Below are 24,058 nucleotides of genomic sequence, written 5' to 3'. Positions count from 1 at the left end.
AATTGATCATAAATGTATAAGTCTTTTCTATCTTCTTTATAGAAATTTTAACACGTTTTATCAAAAGCCGTGCATAAAAACCTTATTCTCCTCAAGATTTATCATTTTATATTAATTTGCGATTATATGATAAAAAAATCGTTGACCTGAGATTTCTATCTCTGCCAACGATTACATTTATATATCTAACACTAAGTATCTGTTTTAAACGATTATTCTATTAATTTTCCAACAAATTGAATTTCTTGCCTGTATACTTCATATTTACCATCTTTATTTTCTTTATAAATTGGTTTTTCAAAGCGTTTAATAGGCATATATCCAGCATCTCGCATACGTTGCAAACAAGCTTGTATCGTTTCGTTTTCTTCTACTTTAAACTTTTGCTGCTTTTTCATATACTTTCCACTTTATCTGGATCATATTGTTTAAGTTTCTTGCTACGCACACCTTTAACCCAAAAACCACCGTGAATTGTTCTTGGTTCATATGCGATGATAAACGCTTTTTCATCAATTTGCTTAATGGTTTCTATCAATTTCAGCTCAAAACGTCTTGGTGTTAATATTTGTAAAATTAACCTCGTACCATCTCTACCATAAGCAGTATTATGTGTAACGCCATAACCTAAATCCCTCAATTGCTTTGGTAAATCTAATTCATATTCAGATGAAGTAACATTCACAACTGTATAGCCAAGCGCTAATTTCTCTTCAATTTTCATTCCTACAATAATACCGATTGAAAACCCAAATGCATATGCAAAGACATTTTGAATTTGATCTAAACTAGACATAACCATTCCCAAACCGATAACGTATACTAAAACTTCTAAGAAACTTACCACTGCTGCAACATAACGATAACCTTTGAGTGTTAAAATCGTTCTCATTGTCAAACAAGTTACATAAGCAACATTAATAATAAAAATAGCTAAAACCATTAACCATGGATTAGAAGTAATTACTGACATGTTCATTTCCCTTTCTTTCTCATTAAATTCAAATTATTTTATCAGTAACTTATTATTTTGTCACTAAAATCATTCGAAATCTGTTTGATTTTTCGGCCATGTATATCTTGTGTAAGCTAATTCTCTTTTATGTGCATTTTTAATATAATGATTTTCTATGATAGCTTTTGCTTCTTTTGGCACTTGTTTTCCTTCTAAATAATCATCTATATGAGCATAACTAACACCAAGTGCATCTTCATCTGGTAATTGTGGTTTGTTTTCTTCTAAATCAGCAGTTGGTACTTTTTCATATAAATGTGCTGGAGCATCTAAATATGCTAATATTTGTCGCCCTTGACGTTTATTTAAACCAAATAACGGTGCGATATCTGCTGCACCATCGCCATATTTTGTAAAAAATCCAGTCAAGTTTTCCGCTGAGTGATCAGTACCCACAACAATTCCTTGTTGATTGGATGCAATCGAAAATTGTGCTTTCATACGTTCACGCGCTTTTTCATTCCCTTTTTGGAAATCCGTCAACACAATTCCAGCTTCTTTTAGCGATTCTACACTTTGATCTACTGAAGGTTTAATGTTGACTGTAATTGTTCGATCCGGTTGTATAAACTTCAAAGCATCTTCAACTTCATCGGCATCTTTTTGTTCGCCACATGGTAATTTAACTGCAATAAATTGACAATCAATATCTTTTTCTTTTAATTCATTTATCGCAATTTGACATAGCTTGCCAGCTAAAGTCGAATCTTGCCCACCTGAAATACCTAAAACCAATGATTTAATAAATGAATGAGATTGGATATAATTTTTAATAAATTGAATAATATTACGCGTTTCTAATTTGCTATCAATGCTGGGCTTGACTTTCATTTCTCTTACGATAATATCTTGAATTTCACTCATTTTCCTCTTCCATCTCCTTCACATGTTCTGCCACTTCAAATATACGTTTATGTTTATTTTCCCAACATTCTGTACTTAAATCAACTGGGTACTCCTGAGGATTAAGATGACGCTTGTTCTCATCCCATAAGTACGAAAGACTTTTTGTCAAATAATTTTGTGCTTCCTTTTCATTTGGTAAATCATAAACGAGTTCACCTTCTTTAAAAATATCATGGTGTAACGGCTTGGCTATAAAGGATTTTATAAATTTCATCTTATACGTATGTACAGGATGGAACAATTTAAGTGGAGACTCATCATAAGGATCTTCGTGCGCTAACGTGATATAGTCACCCTCAGCTTTGTTTGTTTTCTTATTAATAATACGATAGACGTTTTTCTTTCCTGGTGTAGTTACCTTTTCTGCATTGTTTGATAGCTTTATTCGGTCTACATAATTGCCTGAAGCATCTTCTACTGCCACAAGTTTGTATACTGCACCTAAGGCAGGCTGATCGTAACCAGTAATTAATTTAGTACCAACACCCCATGAATCAACCTTTGCACCTTGCGATTTCAAGCTTGTAATCGTTTGTTCATCTAAATCATTTGATGCAATAATTTTAGTTTCAGTAAATCCTGCATCATCTAACATGCGACGTGCTTCTTTTGATAAATAAGCGATATCACCAGAATCTAAACGTATACCAACAAAGTTAATTTCATCACCAAGCTCTTTAGCAACTTTTATCGCTGTTGGTACACCAGATTTCAAAGTATGAAAAGTATCAACTAAGAACACGCAATCTTTATGGCGTTCTGCATATTTTTTAAATGCAATATATTCATCACCATAAGTTTGAACCATTGCATGCGCATGCGTTCCTGATACTGGTATGCCAAAAAGTTTTCCAGCGCGCACATTACTCGTTGAATCAAATCCACCAATATATGCTGCTCTTGCACCCCACAAAGCAGCATCTGCTTCTTGTCCACGTCTTGTTCCAAATTCCATTAATGTGTCATTTGGCGCTACTTGTTTTATTCTACTTGCTTTCGTAGTAATTAGCGTGTGAAAATTCACGATATTTAACAACATCGTTTCAATTAATTGTGCTTGGATAAGTGGTGCTTCTACGCTTAATAAAGGTTCATTACCAAAACATAATTCTCCTTCTTGCATAGAACGAATATTACCAGTAAATTTCATATCTTTTAAATATTCTAAAAAGTCTTCTTGATAACCAATGGATTTTAAATATTTAATATCCGATTCTGAAAAATGAAAGTTATTGATATAAGCAATCACTCGTTTCAATCCATTAAACACTGCATATCCGCTGTTGAAAGGCATATTTCTAAAATATAAATCAAATACAGCATTTCTTTCATGAATCCCGTCATTCCAATAACTCTCCGCCATATTTATTTGATATAAATCATTATGTAATACTAATGTATCATCCTCAAATTGGTACACCGCTATCTCTCCTATCGGCTTTTTCATTAGTTTAACACAAAAAATTAAACGTTTATATCTGAAATGAATTTATCCATATTACTTCAAACATAACGCATCATAATATTAAATATAATTTTGTTATTTAATTATTATTTAGTTAGTAGTAAATTCAAAATAGTAGCGACAAAATCATGACAATTCTATAATTAAACATTAAAAATAGAAAAAATACCGTATAATGTGTGCGAGGTGTTTTATATGTTAAATGAAGCTAAATCATTTATTCAAACAATGTATAAAGAATTAAATTATAACGAAAATACTATTTTAAAACGAATTAATCAGATAGAAACACAAATAAACTTAACTGGTACGTATAAACATACTAACGAGGAACTTGTATATGGTGCTAAGATGGCTTGGAGAAATTCAAATCGTTGTATAGGCCGTGCATTCTGGGACTCATTAACCGTCAATGATGCAAGACATATCCAGACTGAACAAGAATTTTTAGATGCAATAGAAAATCATATTCAATTCGCTACAAATGGAGGGAAAATAAAACCATGTATCACTATTTTTGATGCTCAACATCCTCCAAAAATATATAATAATCAACTTATCAGATATGCAGGTTATGAAGACGTAGGTGACCCTTCCGAACTAAAAATCACACAATTAGCCGAACATTTAGGTTGGCAAGGCAAACATACAGATTTTGACATTTTACCTTTAATTTATAAAATTCCTGGTGAATCGTTAAAGTTTTACAATTATCAACCTGAAATGATAAAAGAAGTGCCTATTACCCATGATCGTTTTCCAAAATTAGAAAAGCTTGGGCTAAAATGGTATGCCGTACCAATTATATCTAACATGGACTTAAAAATTGGTGGAATCACATATCCAACCGCGCCGTTCAACGGCTGGTACATGGTAAATGAAATTGCGGTGCGAAATTTTACTGATTCATATCGCTACAATTTACTGGAAACCGTTGCAGAAGCTTTTGAATTTGATACACTAAAGAATAATTCTTTTAACAAAGATAGAACGTTAGTGGAATTGAATTATGCAGTATATCATTCTTTTAAAAATGAAGGCGTATCAATGGTTGATCATCTAACTGCGTCAAAACAATTTGAAAGATTTGAAAAAAACGAACGGAAAAATGGAAGAGATGTAACCGGAAAATGGTCTTGGTTGGCACCATCTTTATCTCCAACTTTAGTATCTAATTACCATCACGGGTATAAAAATGAGATGAAAGAACCGAATTTCTTTTATAAAAAACAATCATCTGTTTCTGGGTGTCCTTTCCATTAATTTTTAACACATATATACAAGGGGTAACGTCACATGAAATTATATTATTTAGGTCCAAAAGGAACATTTTCATATTTAGCGGCAAAACAATATCTATCAGAATCTGAGTTCGAATATACGTCTAAATCTAATTTGTATGAAGTCGTTACTGCTGTCTCAGAAGATAATCATAGTATTGCTGTCGTGCCCATCGAAAATTCAATTGAAGGTACAATCAATATTGTTGCCGATGCCTTAACACAACAAAATATTTATGCACAGGGAGAAATACATTTAGATATACAATTTGCTTTATATGGCCCTGAAAATGCAACAGTCAATGATATATCAAAAGTTTATTCAATAAGCCCAGCAATTAGTCAAACGAGCCAATATATACAACAACATAAGTTCACATATGATTATGTAGATAGCACGATACAAAGTTTAGAAAAAATAACCAACCAAGTGGGTGCAATCGCACCTTTAGGTAGTGGGGAAACTTATGGCTTTCAACCTATAGAACAAAACATTCAAGACTTCCCTCACAATGTCACACGTTTTTTAGTCGTAAGTAACCAGCCACAACATTCGGACAATGCTAGTGACACAATGTTACTCATTACACCACAATTTGATAAACCAGGCTTACTTGCAAGTATTTTAAACACTTTTGTGCTTTTTAACATCAACTTATCTTGGATTGAGTCTAGACCTTTAAAAACACAGCTGGGCATGTATCATTTTTTCGTCCAAGCAGATACTGGTTTAACAGAAGCGTTATCGAAAGTCATTAAAATCTTGAACACTTTAGATTTTCAAGTTACAATCATTGGATCTTTCAATAAGTTAAATCACGATTAATCAGAAAGTAAAATTCAAAAACTTATCATGATATGATACTTCAAAAATAATAGAGCCTGAGACATTTAATTGTCTCGGGCTCTATTATTTTTGATTTATTTTAATGGTAATGGTTTGGTAATATCTATACCTAATACTGGTGGTACTAAGAAATAAACTACTAACACAATAACAATAATACTCAACAGGTTAACCCAAAATCCAACTGACGCCATTTTTTTAATGCTAATCCTTCCAGTTCCAAATACAATAGCATTTGGTGGTGTGCCAACTGGTAACATATAAGCACAATTAGCGGCCATAGCAGCAGGTACCATGAGTAGTAGCGGATGTACATTAACTGCAACTGAAAGTGTTGCAAGTATAGGTAAAATCATAGTCGCAGTAGCTGTATTCGAAGTTATTTCTGTTAAAAACAACACAAATATTGTAATGACAAGAACGATAATTAATGGACTAACGCCTTCAATCAACTTTAATTGTTCACCTAACCATTTCGCTAAGCCACTCTCTGAGATACCTTTAGCAAGTGCCAAACCTCCACCAAATAAAATGAGTACGCCCCATGGCAAGTCTTTGGCAACATTCCAATCAATAATTCGCGTATGTTGTTCTTTATTTTTAGCCGGTATTAAAAATAATAATACAGCTATAAACATGGCAATTGTACCGTCTGCCACTTCTGAGGTGAACGACCAATTTTTCAATAAGAATTCTCTACTAATCCATAACAAACTTGCTAATATAAAAATTGCTTGTACCACTTTTTCTTCGTATTTCATCTTTCCTAATTCATCTAATTTTTTCCTAATTAAGTTCTGACCGCCTGGCAGTTCTTTCATATCATGTTTAAATGCAACATAACGTAGATACAACCATACTAAAATCAATAGTACAATGACTGTAGATACGCCAATGACCATCCATTTAGCAAAGCTTATTTCCTCACCAAATGCAGATTGATATTGGCCTTTAAGGATAATAAGTGGAGGCGTTCCAATCAAAGTTCCTAAACCACCAATGGTTCCTGCATACCCAATGGCTAACACTAGCGATTGTTCAAATTTACTGATGCTTGTAGCATTCATTTCTTCCCCTTTTAAATCATTTGCTTCTTTAATAATCGCTAAACCTATCGGTATCATAATCATCACAGCTGCAGTATTAGAAACAAACATAGATAAGAATCCTGTCGCTATCATAAAACCTAATAAAATCTTTCCAGTACTTGTACCTAGAATACTAATGATTGTTAAGGCAACACGTGTATGTAAATTCCATCTTTCCATAGCAATAGCTAATATAAATCCACCTAAAAATAGAAAAATAATATCATTACCATATTGAGCAGATACTTCTTCTGGGCTAAGTACATGTCCAACAGGCAATAAAATTAATGGCAACAAACTAGTTGCAGCAATTGGTATTGCTTCAGTAATCCACCAAATAGCGATCCAAATAGTAATCGCTAATACAAAAACGCCTTTATACGATAAATTTTCAGGTTCAAAAGTTAACAATGTCAAAATAAATAGTAGTGGCCCTAAAATCAACCCTGTAAGCTGTCCTGCATTATAAGATTTATTTTTTTTAGAAAAAAATGTTAAATACTGCGAACGCCTATATTCCCCTTTGTTTATATTATTCATAATGATTCCCCCCGATTTCAATTATTTTCTGAATTTTCTTACTTTATTACTCTTTAACATAATATAATTTCTATTAAATTACAATATGTTTTATATTGTGTTTTAATTCAGAACTACTAAAATAAAGAATCATTATTTTATATTTATTTTTTTAACGCTTATATTTTCCTGATTTGAGAGATACAAATCTTCTATATCTTTTAAATAAAGTCTTTGCTGCTTATTGTCATAATAATTCTGTGCTATAAATATATTGTTGTGTTTTACGTTATTATAGCTTTGCACTCGAATGGCATCTTTAGACATATGACCTATAAAGTGATTATGATAAATATTTAAATTACTTCCAGATTGCGTTGGTCTTGCCTTACCTGTGAGATCTTGTGCATTTTTTCCATCTTTCACTGCTAAAAATCGAATCCCTCCTCCACAATTTTTAAATATATTATCATGGATAAAAGTATCTTTTGATTTTAAAGGTGTCAGTGCGTATTGGTTGATACCTTCAAATGTATTAAAACGAATGTGTATATTTTCGTAAAATTGATTAAATCTACTCGCATGAGATCCAATTGCTCTATTCCAAGCCCCCATCGTTGGTGTCTTTGAATTTCCAAAATAACAATTTTCAATTATTACATTTTTAGTTATCGTACCATCCGTGGCACCAAATTTTGGGAAAGCGCCTTTTACTTGTATATCAATTTGTACCGCTTCTGAAAATAACCTTTCTCCTTTATCGTCTTTAAATCCTAAAAATTCGCAACCATTTATATATAGGCCATTAATGCCGCATGCATCTATTGCATGACCTCCAACAACATCTTTAAATGTTACGCCTAAAATTTGAATATTTTGAGCATGCCCCATGCACATTGCTGTATTGTTATATGGATACTCATAACCATTCATATCCAATGTTCCACCAGCAATGCAGATTTCACTATTACCTTCATATCCATAATAAGATTTCAGCCATCTACCATTTTTCAATAAAGTATCTTTGCCTACTCTTTTTAATACTGCTTCGTCGTCCATTATCAAAGTAGTTGAATCATATATTACCAACGGTCTACAAATATGATACTCTCCCTTAGGAATATAAATTGTTGTGTTTTTGTGTTTTCTAGCGTATTTTAACGCTTTTTGAATCGCGCGTGTATCTGCCCATCTATGCTTACCTTTTAGGCCGAACTGCATTGCATTAATTATCATTAGTAATTCTTCCTCCTCACTTAATACTTTACAATAAACTAATAGTTCGTTTTTCAAACGCTTTAAATGCACCTTTAATGATTTATGTACTTAGTATATAATAACTATAATCTTAATTTTGGGAGTGTTACATTAGATGAAAAATAGCGCGCTTATTATTGTTGACTATTCAAATGATTTTGTTGCTGGTAATGGTAAATTAACTTGTGGCCTTCCGGGTCAACAAATTGAAAGTTATATTGTTGAAAGAATTGAAGCATATAATAAGAAACAGGCTAATATCTTTTTTCTTATGGATTTACATTATGAAGAAAATAGCTATCATCCAGAAAACAATCTTTTTCCACCTCATAATATAATTGATACCACTGGAAGAGAACTTTATGGTAAAGTAAATGATATTTATCAAAATATCTTATTTAATGATCATGTGCATTATTTAGATAAAACACGTTATGATTCATTTTGTGGTACGCCCTTAGACATTATGTTACGTGAACGCAACATTACGCATTTAGAAATTGTTGGTGTATGTACAGATATTTGCGTGCTGCACACCGCAATCTCTGCTTACAATTTGGGATATGCTATTTCAATTTCTCATAAGGGTGTCGCTTCTTTTAATCCAACAGGGCATCAATGGGCATTAGATCATTTTAAAAATTCATTAGGTGCTGAAGTAGAATAACAATAGAAAATCATGATAAAATAAAATTAAATAAAAAATTAAGGAGAATTAAAACATGGCAAAAACTTATATTTTCGGTCATAAAAATCCAGATACAGATGCAATCTCATCAGCTATTATTATGGCAGATTTTGAACAACAAACAGGAAATACAGACGCAACACCTTATCGTTTAGGCGAAGTAGGACCTGAAACTCAATATGCATTAAATCATTTTAATGTAGACACACCAGAATTACTTAGTGATGATTTAAATAATCAAAATGTTATCTTAGTTGACCATAATGAATTCCAACAAAGTGCTGATACAATTGATAAGTCATCAATTCAACATGTCGTTGACCATCATAGAATTTCAAACTTTGAAACTGCAGGACCATTATATTACCGTGCTGAGCCAGTAGGTTGTACTGCAACAATCTTATACAAAATGTACAAAGAACGTGGTTTTGAAATCAAACCTGAAATTGCTGGTTTAATGATTTCTGCTATCATTTCAGATAGCTTACTATTTAAATCACCAACTTGTACACAAGAAGATATTGACGCTGCTGAAGCTTTAAAATCAATTGCAGATGTTGACTTAGAATCTTATGGCTTAGAAATGTTAAAAGCAGGTGCTTCAACAACTGACAAAACTGCATCTGAGCTATTAAATATGGATGCAAAATCATTTAATATGGGTGACTATATTACACGTATCGGTCAAGTTAATACTGTAGATATTGATGAAGTATTCCAACGTCAAGAAGAGTTAGAAAAAGCAATGTTAGAAGTAAGTACAAATGAAAAATATGATTTATTTGTACTGCTTGTAACTGATATCATCAACAGTGATTCTAAAATTTTAGTTGTTGGTGCTGAAAAAGATAAAGTAGGCAACGCATTCAACGTTAAACTAGACAATAATACTGCATTTTTACCAGGTGTTGTATCTCGTAAAAAACAAGTTGTACCACAAATTACAGAAGCTTTAAGCTAATCTCATACTTTATCAATATATAACACTATATAGTAAAAACTTAAATAGTTTACTATATAGAAAAACTGGGACATAATAATAATTATGTTCCAGTTTTTTATCCATCTTTTTAAACTATCTAAATCATCAATATACTAGGAGGAATAATATTTGAATTCAATAGAACAATCTTTCCACAATAGTAAACAATATTTTAATACTCATGAAACCAAATCACTTAAATTTAGAAAAAAACAACTCAAACAGTTAAGTAAGAGTATTAAAAATTATGAAAATGACTTACTTGAAGCTTTTCAAAAAGATTTAGGTAAAAATAAAGTAGAAGCCTACGCAACTGAGATTGGCTTTACATTAAAAAATATTAAATCAGCTCGTAAAGAACTAAAAAATTGGGCCAAAACCAAACAAGTCAATACACCCTTATTTATGTTTCCTACCAAAAGTTACATTATGAAAGAACCTTATGGCACAGTGCTAATTATTGGACCTTTTAATTATCCATTCCAATTGTTAATAGAACCGTTGATTGGTGCAATTGCTGCAGGGAACACTATAATACTAAAACCCTCTGAATTCACACCGAATGTATCTGATGTCATACAGCAAATCATTTCCGACGCCTTTGATCCTGAGTATATTAATATCATTCAAGGAAATGCTGATACAACTCAGTCTTTACTTCATTTACCTTTTGATTATATTTTCTTCACAGGTAGTGAGCAAGTTGGACGCATCGTATATAGTGCTGCAAGCAAAAACTTAACGCCTGTAACTTTAGAATTAGGTGGAAAGTCACCTGCAATCATTGACGAAAGTGCAAATATTAAAGTTGCAAGTGAACGCATTTGTTTTGGTAAGTTTACAAATGCTGGACAAACTTGTGTTGCACCGGATTACTTACTGGTAAATCGTAAAGTAAAAGATGAGCTCATCAGTGCATTAAAAAAGACAATAACTGAATTTTATGGTACAAATATTCAAGATAGTCCAGACTTTGGACGTATTGTAAACAAAAAACATTATCACCGTTTAAATGAATTGTTAAATATTCATCACCCTGAGATTACTTTTGGTGGTCAAACTGATATTGATGAAAATTTTATTGCACCTACTATCTTAGACGGTACTACTTTCGATTCAAAAATTATGGAAAATGAAATTTTCGGACCAATTTTACCTATTATAGCTTACGATGATTTTGACGAAGCAATTGATTTAATACGTACTAAACCTAAACCACTTAGCCTTTATTTATTTAGTGAAGATGAAAACAGTTCAGAGAGAATACTAAATGAATTATCCTTTGGTGGTGGTGCAATCAATGATACCTTAATGCATTTAGCAAACCCTAATTTACCTTTTGGTGGTGTTGGTGCTTCTGGTATAGGAAAATACCATGGAAAATATTCTTTTGATACTTTTAGTCATGATAAATCATATATTTTTAAATCTACAAGGTTGGAATCAAGCCTATTGTTCCCTCCTTACAAAGGAAAATTTAAATATATTAAAGCATTCTTCAACAAATAATATTTTAATATAGTAAATCCCGAAAACTAAGCTAAGTTTTCGGGATTTTTATCATTTATTTTAAAAACTGAACACAAACACCTTCTGGTGCATTTTTATGGTCATCTGCTTTCTCTAATTTTCCAGTAACTTTGTCTCTCTTAAATACAACAACTTCATAATCACCCTCTTGATGGGCGCAAACTAAGAAGTCATCTGATTCAGTAATATTAAAATCACGAGGAAATGCTCCTCCACTTGCCACTATATCTACGAGTGAAATTGTTGAGCCATTGTCTCCAAGTTTGAAGATAGCAATACTATCATGTCCTCTATTACTAATATATAAGAACTTTTGATCGTGAGATAATCTTACTGCAGCTAACTTGGTTGCACCTTCAAAATTTTCGGGTATTGTTGCATGGCGCTCAATTTCTGAGAATTCACCATTTTCGTATTCCATAACACTTACAATATTTGATAATTCGTGTACAACATAAGCGATTTTCCCATTTTCATGGAAAGCAATATGCCGTGGTCCATCTCCTGGCTCAAAGTCATATACTGCATATTCACTGTATCCATTATCTCCAAATTCATACGTTACAATCTTATCTGTCCCTAAATCCATAGCCACCACATATTTTTCATCTGGTGTTATACCAAGGTAATGGACATGAGGTTGTTCTTGTCTTTCTAAAGGACCTGTTGGGTAATCATGTGTTAACTCTTGAATTAAACGAATAACTTCACCAGTAGTCGGATTCGCTTCATAAATACGAGCCAGTCCTGCACCATAAACTGCTTCAAAAATGTATTTTCCATTTGGCGAAACTGAAACATAACATCCGCTACCTTTTGTTGAAGCTAAACATTTATTAATAAAGCTAATTTTGCCATCTTGGTCTATTTTAAAACTTGCGATACCACAGTCTTCGCCTTCACGTGTGACAGCATATAAAAATGAGTCATGCTGATTCACGTATGTTGATGCTTCTAATTCATAACCTGTTTCTACCTCAACAATCGTTCCTGTTTGTTCATCTAATTCGAAACGGTAAATGCCCTTCCCCTCTTTTTTCGTATATGAACCGATATATCCTACTGTAGTCATGTAAACCCCTCCATATAATGATACTTTCATTTTAATAAATATTAATGCTAAATGACAATATAATGGTTTTAGTGCTAATACGCGATTATACATCATCTCATTGTAACCTATATGACAAAAATAACTTTTACTTTTATTAAACTAATTTATCTTAATTAAACATATCATTTTCTAGCTTTCACTTTAATTATTATCTGCTTTCTTTTATAAATCAGGTCAGTTTTCAGACGTTACGCTAACATTTTATTAAATATTGAAAAATAACTTGCAATAATACGAACAAATGTTCTATTATTGAATTGAGGTGATTAGATGCTTTCAAATGAATATAATAATAAAGAAACTGATTATAGAAAAATACCTAGGGAAAAATTAAATCCTAATATTCCACAAGGACGCGGAATGGTTAAGTGGGCACCATTTGCAACGTTACCCGAACAATTTGAGGCAGTACAACAACATATCATTGATCAAAATAAAATTGACCGTCCTATTTTATCAGACGATCAATTAAATGAACTTAATATTCAACTACATCAAGCACTACATGCAAATATACCAGTGGATATCGAATATTATAAGAATGGTTGGCTAGAATATATCACATTGGAAATTAAAAATATTGATATGCTTCATATGTACTTAGAGGGATATCCACTTGCCAATTCAAACACAATAAAGCTATCACTTTTTGATATCACAAACATAAACCTAAAGCATCAACCAACATCGTACTAAAAGTCAGTTATTGCACACATGTCATTCGCAGTCCTTCGACTGCATAAGCCTCCGTAGCATCTGCTTTCGGCAGCTCTTTTACTTTGGTTCGCAGTCTTTCGACTGCATAAGCCTCCGTAGCATCTGCTTTCGGCAGATGAACGGAGGCTAAAAAAATAGAACACTTAAAAGTGTTCTATCAGTAATTAATTATTAGATTCGATGTCTGAAACGATTTCTTTTGTTTTATTTTCGATATCTTCAAAGTCTTTTTTGAAGATATAAGCGAATACAACAGCACCTATTCCTGCTGCTAACGATACAGTAAGAATTGTACCGAATACAAATTTAAATAAACCTTTAATAAAATTCCACATTCTGTTTCACCTCAATAATTTATTAACATGTCTAACAATTATGATAGCATACTTAAAGACATCAATAAATATATACCCTTTTTCAAATAAATTATTCTAAGGATTCATAATATAAAATTACATTATAAATATACTAAATAACCATTATAACTTAAATAGTTTGAAAAGAATTGGAATTTAATAACCATTTGAAGTAAACATGATACTACTATAAAATAATCATTAGATATTAATTACCCCACCAAGTTGATAGAGCATCTCTTAATTGTCCATAGTAATTTAACATAATCATCACCTCATTCAACTAAATTAAGATTTAGTTTTAAAAGTTAATTTTATGATAACTTCCACAGAACAGTAATACAATTAACATGACGTTACAATGAGATAACATTATTGTAAGGTTACACTTAACATAGGAGTTTTTTTATGCAAAAAGTACAATCAGATATTTTAACGCACCGAGGATCACATTTTGATTTAGGCGTCAAAACTGCTAAATGGATGCAGCAAACACCAATGCTAAAAAATAGAGAAAAAGAATGGAAAAAACGCATGCCTAGATTTGATATAAATATTAAAGAAACATATGAAATTTTCCAAATATATGCCCCACAAATTTGGGAAGAAATAAAAGGTATGCAAGAAGTTTTGAATCTCCCTACCAAACAAATGATATTAAACTTCGGACATTACCGTTTTACACCATTAAAAAATAGCGGTTGCACTGTCTTTTTAGGAAATGATTACATGGTACGCAATTACGACTACCATCCTGCCACTTATGATGGACGATATTTATTATTTCAACCAAATGATGGTGGTTTAGCACAGGTTGGGCCAACTTCGCGTGTAACTGGAAGAATGGATGGAATGAACGAAGCTGGGCTGTCTATGGGTTACAATTTCATGCACCGTAAACATCCTGGAGACGGTTTTGTATGTTATATGATAGGTAGAATTATTCTACAGTATTGTAAAACTGTACCAGAAGCAATACAACTATTAAAGGAAATCCCACATAGAAGTTCATTTAGCTACATTGTTATGGATAAAAATCTAGATCATGCAATTATTGAAGTTACACCCCGTTCAATTAACGTGCGCTATGACCAAACTTGTACGAATCACTTTAAATTATTAACACATGAAAATAGAAATTATACAGCAGAATCAGAGGCGCGTTTAGAACGGCTTATTAAACATAAACCAGCACACCTAAATAAAGCAGAAGCTTTTAAATTATTTAATAACCCTCAATATAACATTTATAGCAAGCTTTTTAGAAGTTGGTCAGGAACAATACATACGAGTATGTATGAACCACAGACTTTAACTGCATATATTGCAATCGGTGAAAATAAACATCCGACCAAAATAAACTTTGCAAACTGGCTTAATGGACAAGCTTTATCTGCAGACACACTTTTTGGTCAATTAGATACCGAATTAACCTTTGCAACTTATTAGACTATACAAAAGGAGTGAAACAGAGATCTAATTTTATTAAAAAGATTTTATTGTCTCTCTCCTAGCAATGATGATTAAAATCGAAAAAAGTACAAAATGAGTACCTGGGCTGAATCTTATACATAAGGCTCACTAACAATATGAAAAAATCTGGGACGAGTCAATGATGTCCCAGATTCTATAAAAGTAATTAATCAATCACTATATCTCCGTCAGTGGTATATAACTCTAAAATATTATCCCCATTTCCTATTTTTTGATTCACAAAATGCTTATTGTTAACTTTTTCATCTCCATGAAATGGATATAACTTTAGAAGTGTATTTTTCGGCGTCTCTTTATAACTAATATTAATATCACCTTTTTTAGCAGAAGCCTTAAAATTTGAATCAATTTCTGTATTAGATAAGTTTATGCTTCCATTATTTACTAATAACACAGACGCTTGGATAAGAGTATTTTCACTATTTATTCTGGCATTTTCAGTTTTAATATTAGCATTATTTATTTCACTATTTTTAAACGTTATAGCTGAATTTAGTCCTTTATACCTTAACTTTTCAAACTTAGATTCATTTACAAACACCTTACCTCCATTTTTATGCTTTTTTGAAAAATCTGCATCATTTACATTTAATTGTTTAACCGTTATAGTGTTATATTTACTTGAAACATGCAGTTCATTTAATTTTTCTTCAGGTAAAGTGATAATTAAGTTATCCTCAAAGTTTCTAAAAGGATTGTAATTTAAACCATAATGGTTTTCTAGTTTTTCAGTCTCTTTAACTTTCAACGTTTTATCATGATTGCTAATATCAAGATTTCTTTTACCTTTATATCTCACTGACGTTTTATCTCCAGCTTTAATTAAAACTTTACAATTTTCAGTTAAAACATCTAAATTTTTAATATCTTTAGAATCTAATACTTTATTAACACTATTTAATTTTTCATTTTGCTTTTCAAAACCGAACCATGTAACACTTCCTAAAAGAAAGCACGTTATAAATAAAGTTAATCCACCTAAAAATAACCGCTTCATAAATCTACACTTCCTTTAATTGTTCGGATATTCCATCTTAAGTATTTTAAAATTAAACGATAAACAAGTTGAGCTAGTTTAGCTATAATTACAAATAAAACAATACCTAACCCTGTAAAAGAAAAAGCAAAAAAATAATTACTTATCGCAAGACTAATCATGTGATTCAATAATCCATGAACAATTAACAATATAGGGCTAATAGTTAAGAAAAACGCAACGAGTAATAAGCCACACATAAATACAGCTAATATTACCATAGGTATCAAAATAATAATTAATGACAAAATCCCCATACCTAGAGAAGCCATTATTGCTCTGACAATATTTTTAGTACTTGGTCTATATTCGGCAGATACAATAGCATTTTTTGCCATTATCTGTTTACCAATCTGCTTTGGCGATTCTAAAGCTCCAATGATTTGGTATTCATTTTTCCCATTGTTTTCTTGTTCAAAAAAATACTGCTCATATTCATACATCACTTTATCTCGTTCATTTCGAGGTAGGTTTTCTAATTCTTGTTCTAACGCATTTAAAAATGTGATTTTATCCAAGTTATCTACCGCCATTCAAATTGTAAGATTTCATCGATTTCTATTTCAATTCAAAACATGGCAAACCGATAAGGCATGTCATTACCAAATTTAATAATACAAATTTCAACGCTCTAATTTCATCATTTCTATGTATAACAAACACTTTAATATATTCATCATCTAAATGTTGCGTTAAGATTATTAAGTAAACATAATCTAACATATCAAAGATTCAATGATTAAATATAATAAATTTAATGTTTAAATATTATTAGTTAAAAACTAATATCAAAAAGTTATGTAATCCAATGTTGTTTTACACTATTCATACTAAATTAATATAGCATAATCATTTAGTATTTTCATTTAAAACAAATATTAAAACTTATTACTTTTCTAAGTATTAAAAATTTTCTTTCATTAAAAATTGTTGCTATAATAATAGCTAATAAATTAAAGGGGGAAAAATAATGACAAGTTTAGAAACTTATTTCAAAAACAGTCAGCCACTTGATCAGTACATTGAGGATATGACTGAAAACCAAGAAAATTTACTTACAATTTATAAATCATTCTCACTTCCTCAAGATGATGAACGTCTTGAAAAAATCAAATCTTTACCTTACAGCAAAGTGCTTGTAATAACAGAAGATTGGTGCGGAGATGCTATGATGAATCTTCCTATTCTAAAACATATTAGTGAAGCATTACACTTGGAAGTCAGAGTATTCCATCGCGATGAAAATACTGATTTAATAGATCAATACTTAACAAATGGCACGGCTAGATCTATTCCAATATTTGTCTTTCTAAATGATGATTTTGAACAACAAACTGTTTGGGGCCCTCGTGCTAGACAAGTCCAAAACTTTGTAGATGACACGCGCTCAAAATTACCTGAAAAAGACGACCCTACATTTAAAGATAAATCAGCAGAAACACACACAATTATTGCAAATCGTTACAAAACAGACTCACAAATGTGGAAACATGTTTACGATTCAATCTTAGATAAATTAATCACTAAATAATTAAACACGTATGAATTGGATGAGCTTTACTACAATTCATACGTGTTTTTATTGAAGTTTAATTTTTACTATTAAATATCTTTTTTAGATGCATAGAATAGATTAATAATAAATAAAATAACAATTGAAGCTGAGGTAATAAACCATTGCCAATTACTGAATGTATAATCTCCAGAAGTCGTTTTCGATGTTAAATAACTAAATGGAATATATTTTAATGAGTCTTGTATGTTATCTCCAATTTTTGGAATCATTGGTAAGAAAGGCTCTGCAAAAGGCACAATCAATACTAAGAAAATTCCTAATGTGAAAATAAGCGCTGTTTTAGGCACTACTAATGCAAATAAATATAATAGTAATCCAAAGAATAAATGGAACATTAGGAAAAACCATAGTAATTCAAAAATTTTATCCATTTTAATATTTTTACCATCTACAATACCTTGAACAATTAAAACAAATGCAACAAGAATAGCTGTTATTAATATAGCAATTAGTATAATAGAAACAACTTTTGCAACAACATAACCCACACGACTCGATGTTTTATTCATATATAATTGAATCGTACCTTGAGAAATATCACGTGTAATTGTTTTAATTACAAAAAGTAGACCCATAATAGAAAAAAACCAACTACCAATTGAAAGTAATGTATTACCATTCATTTCATCAGATTGTTGAACAAATAAAATTGTAAATCCAATCATTGGTAAAATCGTCAATAATAATGCTAAGTAAGTTAAAGGACTTTTAAATATACTAATCAAGTCATATTTTACGAGTTGTATACTGTTCATTATTGGCCACCTTTCTGATTGATATTAAAGTACGTATCACGTAACGAACTTTTACGTGTTTCAATAAATTCAGGAAAAATTTCTTTACTTGCTAACCCTCGTAATATGTCTTTATAGCTTTTTTGAGCCTTTAATATAACTTCTCCTGTTTCTTTTTGAGACTGTATAACATCAAAATGTTCATTTAAATAAGCTAATCCTGCCTCAAAGTCACCTGCTTCAAGATTCAATACCGTAGAATCTGTTGGAGCACCTTCTTTCATATCAACATCTTGTACAAATGTTCCATCTCTTAAAAAGACTGCTCTATCACAAATTAACTCTATGTCTTCAAGTTTATGACTTGAAATCAAGATTTTCATATCTAGTTCTTGAACAAGTGATTGTATCGTTTTTAAAACATCAATTGAACCGTCAGGATCCATTCCATTTGTTGGTTCATCTAAAATTAAATATTTGGGCTTATTCATTAAAGACACTGCAATAGCTAACTTTTGTTTCATACCCATTGAATATTTTTTAATTTTCTTTTTTATATAACCGCGCATTCCAAATGCATCGATAATTTGATCAGCATACTTTTTATCAAATCCTTTTCCTAACACATTTGCAAAAAGCTTCAAGTTATATAAGCCAGATTTATTATCGTATAATTTAGGATGCTCAATTAAATAACCTACGTTTTCTTTATTACTTAGTTGAACTTCACCTTTATAATTTACAATGTTGCCATTCATCACTTTCATTAAAGTGGTTTTACCCACTCCATTTTTACCTATTAAACCAACAATTTGACTATGGCCAAAATCAAAATCAATATGGTCTAATACATTATTACTACCATATGTTTTAGTAATTTGTTTTAACTGCATAATGCGCCTCCTTTAAAGTTAATTTAGCTTTCTATATTGAATGATATAATTTATTCCTAAAAATATAACACTTAGTGACAAAAAGCCATAGTTAAAGAAATTTTTAAAATATTTTAAATGTTCAAAGTCATAATCAAATAGTAATGAACAACCGATAATGATAATTGCAATGACAAACGGTAAGAAAATTAACATCCCTAGCACGTAAGGAATAAATGAAATATATTCTGCCTTTTGTTCTGTATAACGCTTAAAGCCTAATGGTATGGCAAAGAAGTTGATGGCAATATAAGAAAATGGCAATGTGAAATTAATGTTAATTGTATTATTTGTATAGTTATCATTGGAAATACCATATAAAGATAAAATGCCTGCACCAATAAAAGTAAATACCAAAACAGTTATATAGTTCGCATTTAATAAAGATAATTTAGAAACCGGTAAACTAGCAAAAAAATCATAGGATTGTTTGTGTCCTAGCTTTTTATTAAAACGAAAAACATGTCCTGAATCTAAAACTGAAATAACTACCAGTACCATAACAAGTGCAGAATAAATCACTTTATTCATCAAGGTGTCATGATTCAAAATTAATTGTAAAGGCGAAATAACAAGTAAAACTGCATATAAAACAATCGTCCATTTACGTAACTTAAGGTTTCGAATAAGTAAATTTTTCATCTTATACCTCCCGCGTTGTTAATTATTAGAAAGGCCCTAATCATTCTTTTGGGTACCTTTTTCGAGGTAAACCATTAAGTCTTCAATTGTTGGACTAGTGATTGCAACGGCGTTTCCAAATATTTCATAAAACACATTGGCTTGAGTTGTTAGTGCAGTATAACCCGTTTTATTACTTTCAAAGTATTGAGTTAATTGCCTTAACTCTTCATCAATTTGATCGGAATCACCTTTGACAATTTTAAACTGATTTAAAAGTTCATCTAAAAAATCATTCAAAACAACTTCTCCATCTTTAATATAGACTAAATAATCAGCAATTTTTTCCAAATCAGAAATAATATGCGTTGATAAAAAAACAGTCTTTTTCTCATCAATAAGTTCTTTTTGAATGATATCTAAAACTTCATTTCTAACAATAGGATCTAGGCCTGAAGTAGGTTCATCTAAAATAAATAATTCCGCTTGATGGCTAAATGCGATTGCAATAGATAACTTCATCTTCATTCCTGTTGAAAATGTTTTAATCTTTTTATTAAAAGGTAAACCAAACAACTCAACATAATGTTTAAAAATATCATGACTCCAATAACTATAAAATGGCGCAATATAACTTTCTGTTTTCTTTATTGTCCATTTATCATTAAGATATAACTCAGAATAAATAAAACCAATTTTATCTTTTATTGCTACAGCATTATTTTTCATTTTTTGGTTAAAAACGAATATTTCACCATCATTAGGTTCAATTAAATCCATGATTAACCTGATAATTGTCGTTTTACCAACACCATTTGCTCCGATAAAACCAGTTACAAATCCTTGAGGGACTTTAAATGAAATATCATTTAATTGAAATTCTTTAAAATGATAATTAATGTTTTTCAATTCTATTGCATTCATTCGTCGTCCTCCTCATAAATCAACGCTAATATTTCTTGTAACTCTGACAAAGTCATCCCAATGGTCTTGGCTTCTTTACTCATTGATTTAGCTAAGGATTCTATAACTATAAATTGTTTTTCTTTTAAAATTGAACTGTCCTGCTCCTTCACAAATGTACCTTTTCCTCTTATAGTAAAAACAAAACCATCTTTTTCTAAATCTTCGTAGGCACGCTTTGTGGTGATTACACTGACACTTAAATCCTGTGCTAATTCTCTCATTGAAGGCAAATGTTCTCCAGGAGCAACGTATCCTTTTAAAATGTTCTCTTTTACTTGTTGTTTGATTTGCTCATAAATCGGCCTTTCACTACTATTTTTTAAAAGTATTTTCATTAACGTCCTCCCTCATAACTGTATATACACAATATATACAATATATACACACTTGTAAAGTCAAATTTTCATTTTAAATAAAAATTTACAGTGATTGAAAATTTTGTTTTAAATATTAAAACCAATAACTATATCGTTTAAAATAAAAAAGGCTAACCCACATAAAAAATGGGTAGCCTTACTCTTAGTAAGAAAGAAATTATTGTCTCTATCTTACTATTTATTTCCTTTTATGATTTTGGTTATTTCTTTTGCGTCTATCATTACTTCTATTTATAAATGCACATATCATAAACATAATTGCTGCAATTAATAATTTTATGCCTGAATTTTCATGACCAGTAGCCTGCAAATAATAACCAACGACAAACAATACAATAGCAATAACCACAAATATTTTTGTTAAATGCTTCACTATACTCACCTCAAATAATTATATTGTATCAAAATTTACTCGCAATTTCTAAAACTCATTCGTATTATTTCTATTTAAATTTATTATTTTATTAATTTCCATTACACGCAATAGAATATATTGTTTGCAGTTTATACTTGGTGGTGCTAAAATATAATTGTATCCACGAATTATACTACACAACCCCAAGTCTGCGCTATCAGACTTGGGGTTTTTTGTGTAAGGCCACCTATTTGTCTTTCCACTTATCTTCTAACCAAACACGGAATACAACAAGTAAGCCACCTGTTATTAAAGTTACTAAAATTTCTTGCCACCACGTAATCATACTACACCCCCCACAAAAAAGTACCATGTAGGATTTTGATGGCCTATCTATATTCTAACATAAATCAGAACACATGTTCGTATAAAATGACCATAAATTTATATTTTTCTTATAAAATGTTTAGAACGCTTTAATTTTGACTGATTTCAAGATAATATAGTTATATCATTTAAAAAGTAAAGAGAGGTTAACAAACTATGAATCCTTTAGCTTTAGATTTAAACGAACAATTATCTAAATCCAATCCAGAAATCGCAGATATGCTTTCTGATTTAGGCAAATTAATGTATTATCCCAAAGGCATTTTATCACAATCTGCAGAAGCGAAAGCTACTAAGTATAATGCCACAATTGGTATGGCAACATATAAAGATAGTAAAATGTATGCTGAAACGTTAAATGATATGTTCAATCATTTAGAACCAAATGACATCTTTCCGTACGCACCTCCTCAAGGTTTAGAAGCACTTCGCGATTTATGGCAACAAAAAATGTTGAAAGACAATCCTGATTTAACTGCGAATCACATGACAAGACCTATTGTTACGAATGCATTGACACACGGTCTATCTATTGTGGGAGATATGTTTGTTGATAGCGGAGACACAATTTTACTACCATCACATAATTGGGGTAACTATAAATTAGTATATAGTACAAGACATAGTGCTGAAATTGAAACATATGATATCTTCGATGAGCATGGACATTTCACCACTGAACAACTTGTTCATACTTTAGAACAATATAACAAAGATAAAGTTATTTTAATCCTGAATTATCCTAATAACCCAACTGGCTATACGCCTACTAAAGATGAAGTAGCCGTTATTGTCGATGCCATCAAATCACTTGCAGAGCGTGGCACTAATGTTATTGCATTAATAGACGACGCTTACTATGGTTTATTCTATGAAGATGTTTACACGCAATCTCTATTTACTGCATTAACAAATTTACATTTGCCTAATTTATTACCTATCCGCTTAGATGGAGCTACTAAAGAATTCTTTGCATGGGGGTTACGTGTTGGATTTATTAGTTTTGGTGTGAACGATCCTATTACAAAACAAGTCTTAGAAGCCAAAGTAAAAGGGTTAATTAGAAGTAATATTTCTAGTGGACCAATGCCTTCTCAAAGTGCAGTTAAATATGTACTTGAAAACCATGATCAATTTGACAAAGAGATTCAAAAGAATATAGATACATTAAATGCAAGATACCAAACTACAAAATCTGTTGTTTATGACGAAAAATATTCAACATATTGGCAACCCTATGATTTTAACTCTGGATACTTTATGGCGCTTAAAGTTAAAAATGTTAATCCAGAACAGTTACGTAAGCATTTAATTGAAAATTATTCTATTGGTGTAATTGCATTAAATGATTCTGACATTAGAATTGCTTTTAGTTGTGTAGAAAAAGATGATATCCCTCATGTCTTTGATTCAATAGCTAAAGCCATTTCTGATTTACAAAATGTATAAAAAAGTCACTGGGACATAAAGTTCTTGGACAAGTAAAAAAGGGCAATTTCTATTGAAATCATATAGAAATTGCCCTTTTCAATATTGTGTTAATTATAGTTAGCTCATTGAGCTACTACTTGGTTTGATATAGAGCCTTGTTTTTTAAAGTATTTTAATGTGGAATTACATGTGAATGAGTTGTATTCTAGCGAGACGCTTGGGGGAACAGGATAAGCTGAAGATCACAGGATGAAGCTGCCCCCCTAAGAAAGCGAGTCAACAATACGAAATACTGAAGAATAAAGAAGCACGCAGATGGATTAAATTATATCATTAAATCATCTGTGTGCTATTTTTCTAGGATTTATATATCAGTATCTATTTA

26 protein-coding genes are annotated in these 24,058 nt (G+C 31.0%); 9 read left to right on the top strand and 17 right to left on the bottom strand.

All coding sequences use genetic code 11. The features are described from left to right. Positions 1-212: 212 nt before the first annotated feature. The 4 genes from AB1J10_RS09945 to AB1J10_RS09930 all read right to left on the bottom strand — a co-directional run bounded on the left by AB1J10_RS09945 (position 213) and on the right by AB1J10_RS09930 (position 3,341). Positions 213-398: an NETI motif-containing protein gene (locus tag AB1J10_RS09945; protein ID WP_046207974.1), complete on the bottom strand. Its 186-nt coding sequence runs from the start codon at positions 396-398 to the stop codon at positions 213-215. Then, positions 395-973, bottom strand: coding sequence for a DUF2179 domain-containing protein (locus AB1J10_RS09940; protein WP_019469590.1), 579 nt, complete (start codon positions 971-973; stop codon positions 395-397). The genes AB1J10_RS09945 and AB1J10_RS09940 overlap by 4 nt, the downstream gene beginning before the upstream one ends. 69 nt (positions 974-1,042) lie before the next feature. Next, positions 1,043-1,879: an ammonia-dependent NAD(+) synthetase gene (gene nadE, locus AB1J10_RS09935; protein WP_369003110.1), complete on the bottom strand. Its 837-nt coding sequence runs from the start codon at positions 1,877-1,879 to the stop codon at positions 1,043-1,045. Then, a complete protein-coding gene (locus AB1J10_RS09930) occupies positions 1,872-3,341 on the bottom strand; it encodes a nicotinate phosphoribosyltransferase (protein ID WP_107365332.1) in 1,470 nt (489 codons plus the stop codon). Before AB1J10_RS09930 ends, nadE begins: the two co-directional genes overlap by 8 nt. A gap of 240 nt (positions 3,342-3,581) precedes the next feature. Here AB1J10_RS09930 and AB1J10_RS09925 point away from each other — a divergent pair, with 240 nt between their 5' ends. Then, complete coding sequence (locus tag AB1J10_RS09925) at positions 3,582-4,649, top strand: nitric oxide synthase oxygenase (RefSeq protein ID WP_046207977.1); 1,068 nt, start codon at positions 3,582-3,584, stop codon at positions 4,647-4,649. A 33-nt stretch (positions 4,650-4,682) separates the two neighbouring features. Further along, positions 4,683-5,492: a prephenate dehydratase gene (locus AB1J10_RS09920; protein ID WP_046207978.1), complete on the top strand. Its 810-nt coding sequence runs from the start codon at positions 4,683-4,685 to the stop codon at positions 5,490-5,492. Between the two features lie 95 nt (positions 5,493-5,587). On the opposite strand, the gene AB1J10_RS09915 is transcribed toward AB1J10_RS09920, so the two are convergent. Together AB1J10_RS09915 and AB1J10_RS09910 are read right to left on the bottom strand one after the other, a co-directional pair. Then, a complete protein-coding gene (locus AB1J10_RS09915; RefSeq protein WP_369003109.1) occupies positions 5,588-7,141 on the bottom strand; it encodes an SLC13 family permease in 1,554 nt (517 codons plus the stop codon). 132 nt (positions 7,142-7,273) lie between these two features. Next, positions 7,274-8,356 carry a glycosyl hydrolase family 28-related protein gene (locus AB1J10_RS09910; protein WP_107365330.1) on the bottom strand — a complete coding sequence of 361 codons (1,083 nt, stop codon included), beginning with the start codon at positions 8,354-8,356 and terminating at the stop codon, positions 7,274-7,276. Positions 8,357-8,492: 136 nt separating this feature from the next. On the opposite strand from AB1J10_RS09910, the gene AB1J10_RS09905 reads away from it, so the two are divergent. The 3 genes from AB1J10_RS09905 (at position 8,493) to AB1J10_RS09895 (ending at position 11,556) form a co-directional block, all read left to right on the top strand. Then, complete coding sequence (locus AB1J10_RS09905; RefSeq protein ID WP_107365329.1) at positions 8,493-9,044, top strand: cysteine hydrolase family protein; 552 nt, start codon at positions 8,493-8,495, stop codon at positions 9,042-9,044. Between the two features lie 55 nt (positions 9,045-9,099). Then, positions 9,100-10,026 carry a manganese-dependent inorganic pyrophosphatase gene (locus AB1J10_RS09900; protein WP_046207982.1) on the top strand — a complete coding sequence of 309 codons (927 nt, stop codon included), beginning with the start codon at positions 9,100-9,102 and terminating at the stop codon, positions 10,024-10,026. 150 nt (positions 10,027-10,176) lie between these two features. After that, complete coding sequence (locus AB1J10_RS09895) at positions 10,177-11,556, top strand: aldehyde dehydrogenase (RefSeq protein WP_046207983.1); 1,380 nt, start codon at positions 10,177-10,179, stop codon at positions 11,554-11,556. Between the two features lie 55 nt (positions 11,557-11,611). Here the strand turns inward: AB1J10_RS09895 and pglS are convergent, their stop codons facing one another. After that, positions 11,612-12,649 carry a 6-phosphogluconolactonase gene (pglS, locus tag AB1J10_RS09890; protein ID WP_107365328.1) on the bottom strand — a complete coding sequence of 346 codons (1,038 nt, stop codon included), beginning with the start codon at positions 12,647-12,649 and terminating at the stop codon, positions 11,612-11,614. Positions 12,650-12,961: 312 nt separating this feature from the next. On the opposite strand from pglS, the gene AB1J10_RS09885 reads away from it, so the two are divergent. Next, entirely contained in the window at positions 12,962-13,387 is a 426-nt protein-coding gene (locus AB1J10_RS09885) for a YolD-like family protein (RefSeq protein ID WP_064209731.1), read from the top strand. A gap of 185 nt (positions 13,388-13,572) precedes the next feature. Here the strand turns inward: AB1J10_RS09885 and AB1J10_RS09880 are convergent, their stop codons facing one another. After that, positions 13,573-13,743 (bottom strand): hypothetical protein, encoded by a 171-nt coding sequence (locus AB1J10_RS09880; RefSeq protein ID WP_019469577.1) that lies wholly within the window; start codon positions 13,741-13,743, stop codon positions 13,573-13,575. Between the two features lie 429 nt (positions 13,744-14,172). Between AB1J10_RS09880 and AB1J10_RS09875 the strand changes: the two genes are divergently transcribed. Next, complete coding sequence (locus AB1J10_RS09875) at positions 14,173-15,213, top strand: C45 family autoproteolytic acyltransferase/hydolase (protein WP_107365327.1); 1,041 nt, start codon at positions 14,173-14,175, stop codon at positions 15,211-15,213. 190 nt (positions 15,214-15,403) lie between these two features. On the opposite strand, the gene AB1J10_RS09870 is transcribed toward AB1J10_RS09875, so the two are convergent. Both AB1J10_RS09870 and AB1J10_RS09865 read right to left on the bottom strand, forming a co-directional pair. Further along, a complete protein-coding gene (locus AB1J10_RS09870; protein ID WP_107365326.1) occupies positions 15,404-16,255 on the bottom strand; it encodes a DUF4097 family beta strand repeat-containing protein in 852 nt (283 codons plus the stop codon). After that, the gene (locus tag AB1J10_RS09865; RefSeq protein WP_064209733.1) at positions 16,252-16,812 is read right to left on the bottom strand and encodes an HAAS signaling domain-containing protein; all 561 of its coding nucleotides are present in this window, start codon (positions 16,810-16,812) and stop codon (positions 16,252-16,254) included. The genes AB1J10_RS09870 and AB1J10_RS09865 overlap by 4 nt, the downstream gene beginning before the upstream one ends. Before the next feature lie 452 nt (positions 16,813-17,264). Between AB1J10_RS09865 and AB1J10_RS09860 the strand changes: the two genes are divergently transcribed. Beyond that, a complete protein-coding gene (locus AB1J10_RS09860) occupies positions 17,265-17,825 on the top strand; it encodes a thioredoxin family protein (protein WP_064209734.1) in 561 nt (186 codons plus the stop codon). Positions 17,826-17,896: 71 nt separating this feature from the next. Here the strand turns inward: AB1J10_RS09860 and pmtD are convergent, their stop codons facing one another. From pmtD to AB1J10_RS09825, 7 genes are all read right to left on the bottom strand, one after another. Further along, positions 17,897-18,625 carry a phenol-soluble modulin export ABC transporter permease subunit PmtD gene (gene pmtD / locus AB1J10_RS09855; RefSeq protein WP_046207990.1) on the bottom strand — a complete coding sequence of 243 codons (729 nt, stop codon included), beginning with the start codon at positions 18,623-18,625 and terminating at the stop codon, positions 17,897-17,899. After that, complete coding sequence (gene pmtC / locus AB1J10_RS09850) at positions 18,625-19,497, bottom strand: phenol-soluble modulin export ABC transporter ATP-binding protein PmtC (protein ID WP_046207991.1); 873 nt, start codon at positions 19,495-19,497, stop codon at positions 18,625-18,627. Before pmtC ends, pmtD begins: the two co-directional genes overlap by 1 nt. An 18-nt stretch (positions 19,498-19,515) precedes the next feature. Next, on the bottom strand, positions 19,516-20,178 hold the full coding sequence (gene pmtB / locus AB1J10_RS09845; RefSeq protein WP_046207992.1) for a phenol-soluble modulin export ABC transporter permease subunit PmtB: 663 nt from the start codon (positions 20,176-20,178) through the stop codon (positions 19,516-19,518). Between the two features lie 36 nt (positions 20,179-20,214). Continuing rightward, positions 20,215-21,081: a phenol-soluble modulin export ABC transporter ATP-binding protein PmtA gene (gene pmtA, locus AB1J10_RS09840; protein ID WP_107391307.1), complete on the bottom strand. Its 867-nt coding sequence runs from the start codon at positions 21,079-21,081 to the stop codon at positions 20,215-20,217. Beyond that, positions 21,078-21,458: a PSM export ABC transporter transcriptional regulator PmtR gene (pmtR, locus tag AB1J10_RS09835; protein ID WP_046207994.1), complete on the bottom strand. Its 381-nt coding sequence runs from the start codon at positions 21,456-21,458 to the stop codon at positions 21,078-21,080. The genes pmtA and pmtR overlap by 4 nt, the downstream gene beginning before the upstream one ends. Positions 21,459-21,678: 220 nt before the next feature. Further along, entirely contained in the window at positions 21,679-21,873 is a 195-nt protein-coding gene (locus AB1J10_RS09830) for an SE1626 family protein (RefSeq protein WP_046207995.1), read from the bottom strand. A 229-nt stretch (positions 21,874-22,102) separates the two neighbouring features. After that, complete coding sequence (locus AB1J10_RS09825; RefSeq protein ID WP_225309943.1) at positions 22,103-22,198, bottom strand: Trp-rich small protein; 96 nt, start codon at positions 22,196-22,198, stop codon at positions 22,103-22,105. 200 nt (positions 22,199-22,398) lie between these two features. Here AB1J10_RS09825 and AB1J10_RS09820 point away from each other — a divergent pair, with 200 nt between their 5' ends. Next, the gene (locus AB1J10_RS09820) at positions 22,399-23,691 is read left to right on the top strand and encodes an aminotransferase class I/II-fold pyridoxal phosphate-dependent enzyme (RefSeq protein ID WP_046207996.1); all 1,293 of its coding nucleotides are present in this window, start codon (positions 22,399-22,401) and stop codon (positions 23,689-23,691) included. The last annotated feature ends 367 nt before the right edge of the window (positions 23,692-24,058 follow it).

The sequence above is a fragment of the Staphylococcus cohnii species complex 1663 genome, from assembly GCF_041008415.1.
Classification (GTDB): Bacteria; Bacillota; Bacilli; order Staphylococcales; family Staphylococcaceae; genus Staphylococcus; species Staphylococcus ureilyticus.
The sequence above is the reverse complement of the archived record's forward strand: the minus strand, read 5'-3'. Positions and strand labels throughout refer to the sequence as shown.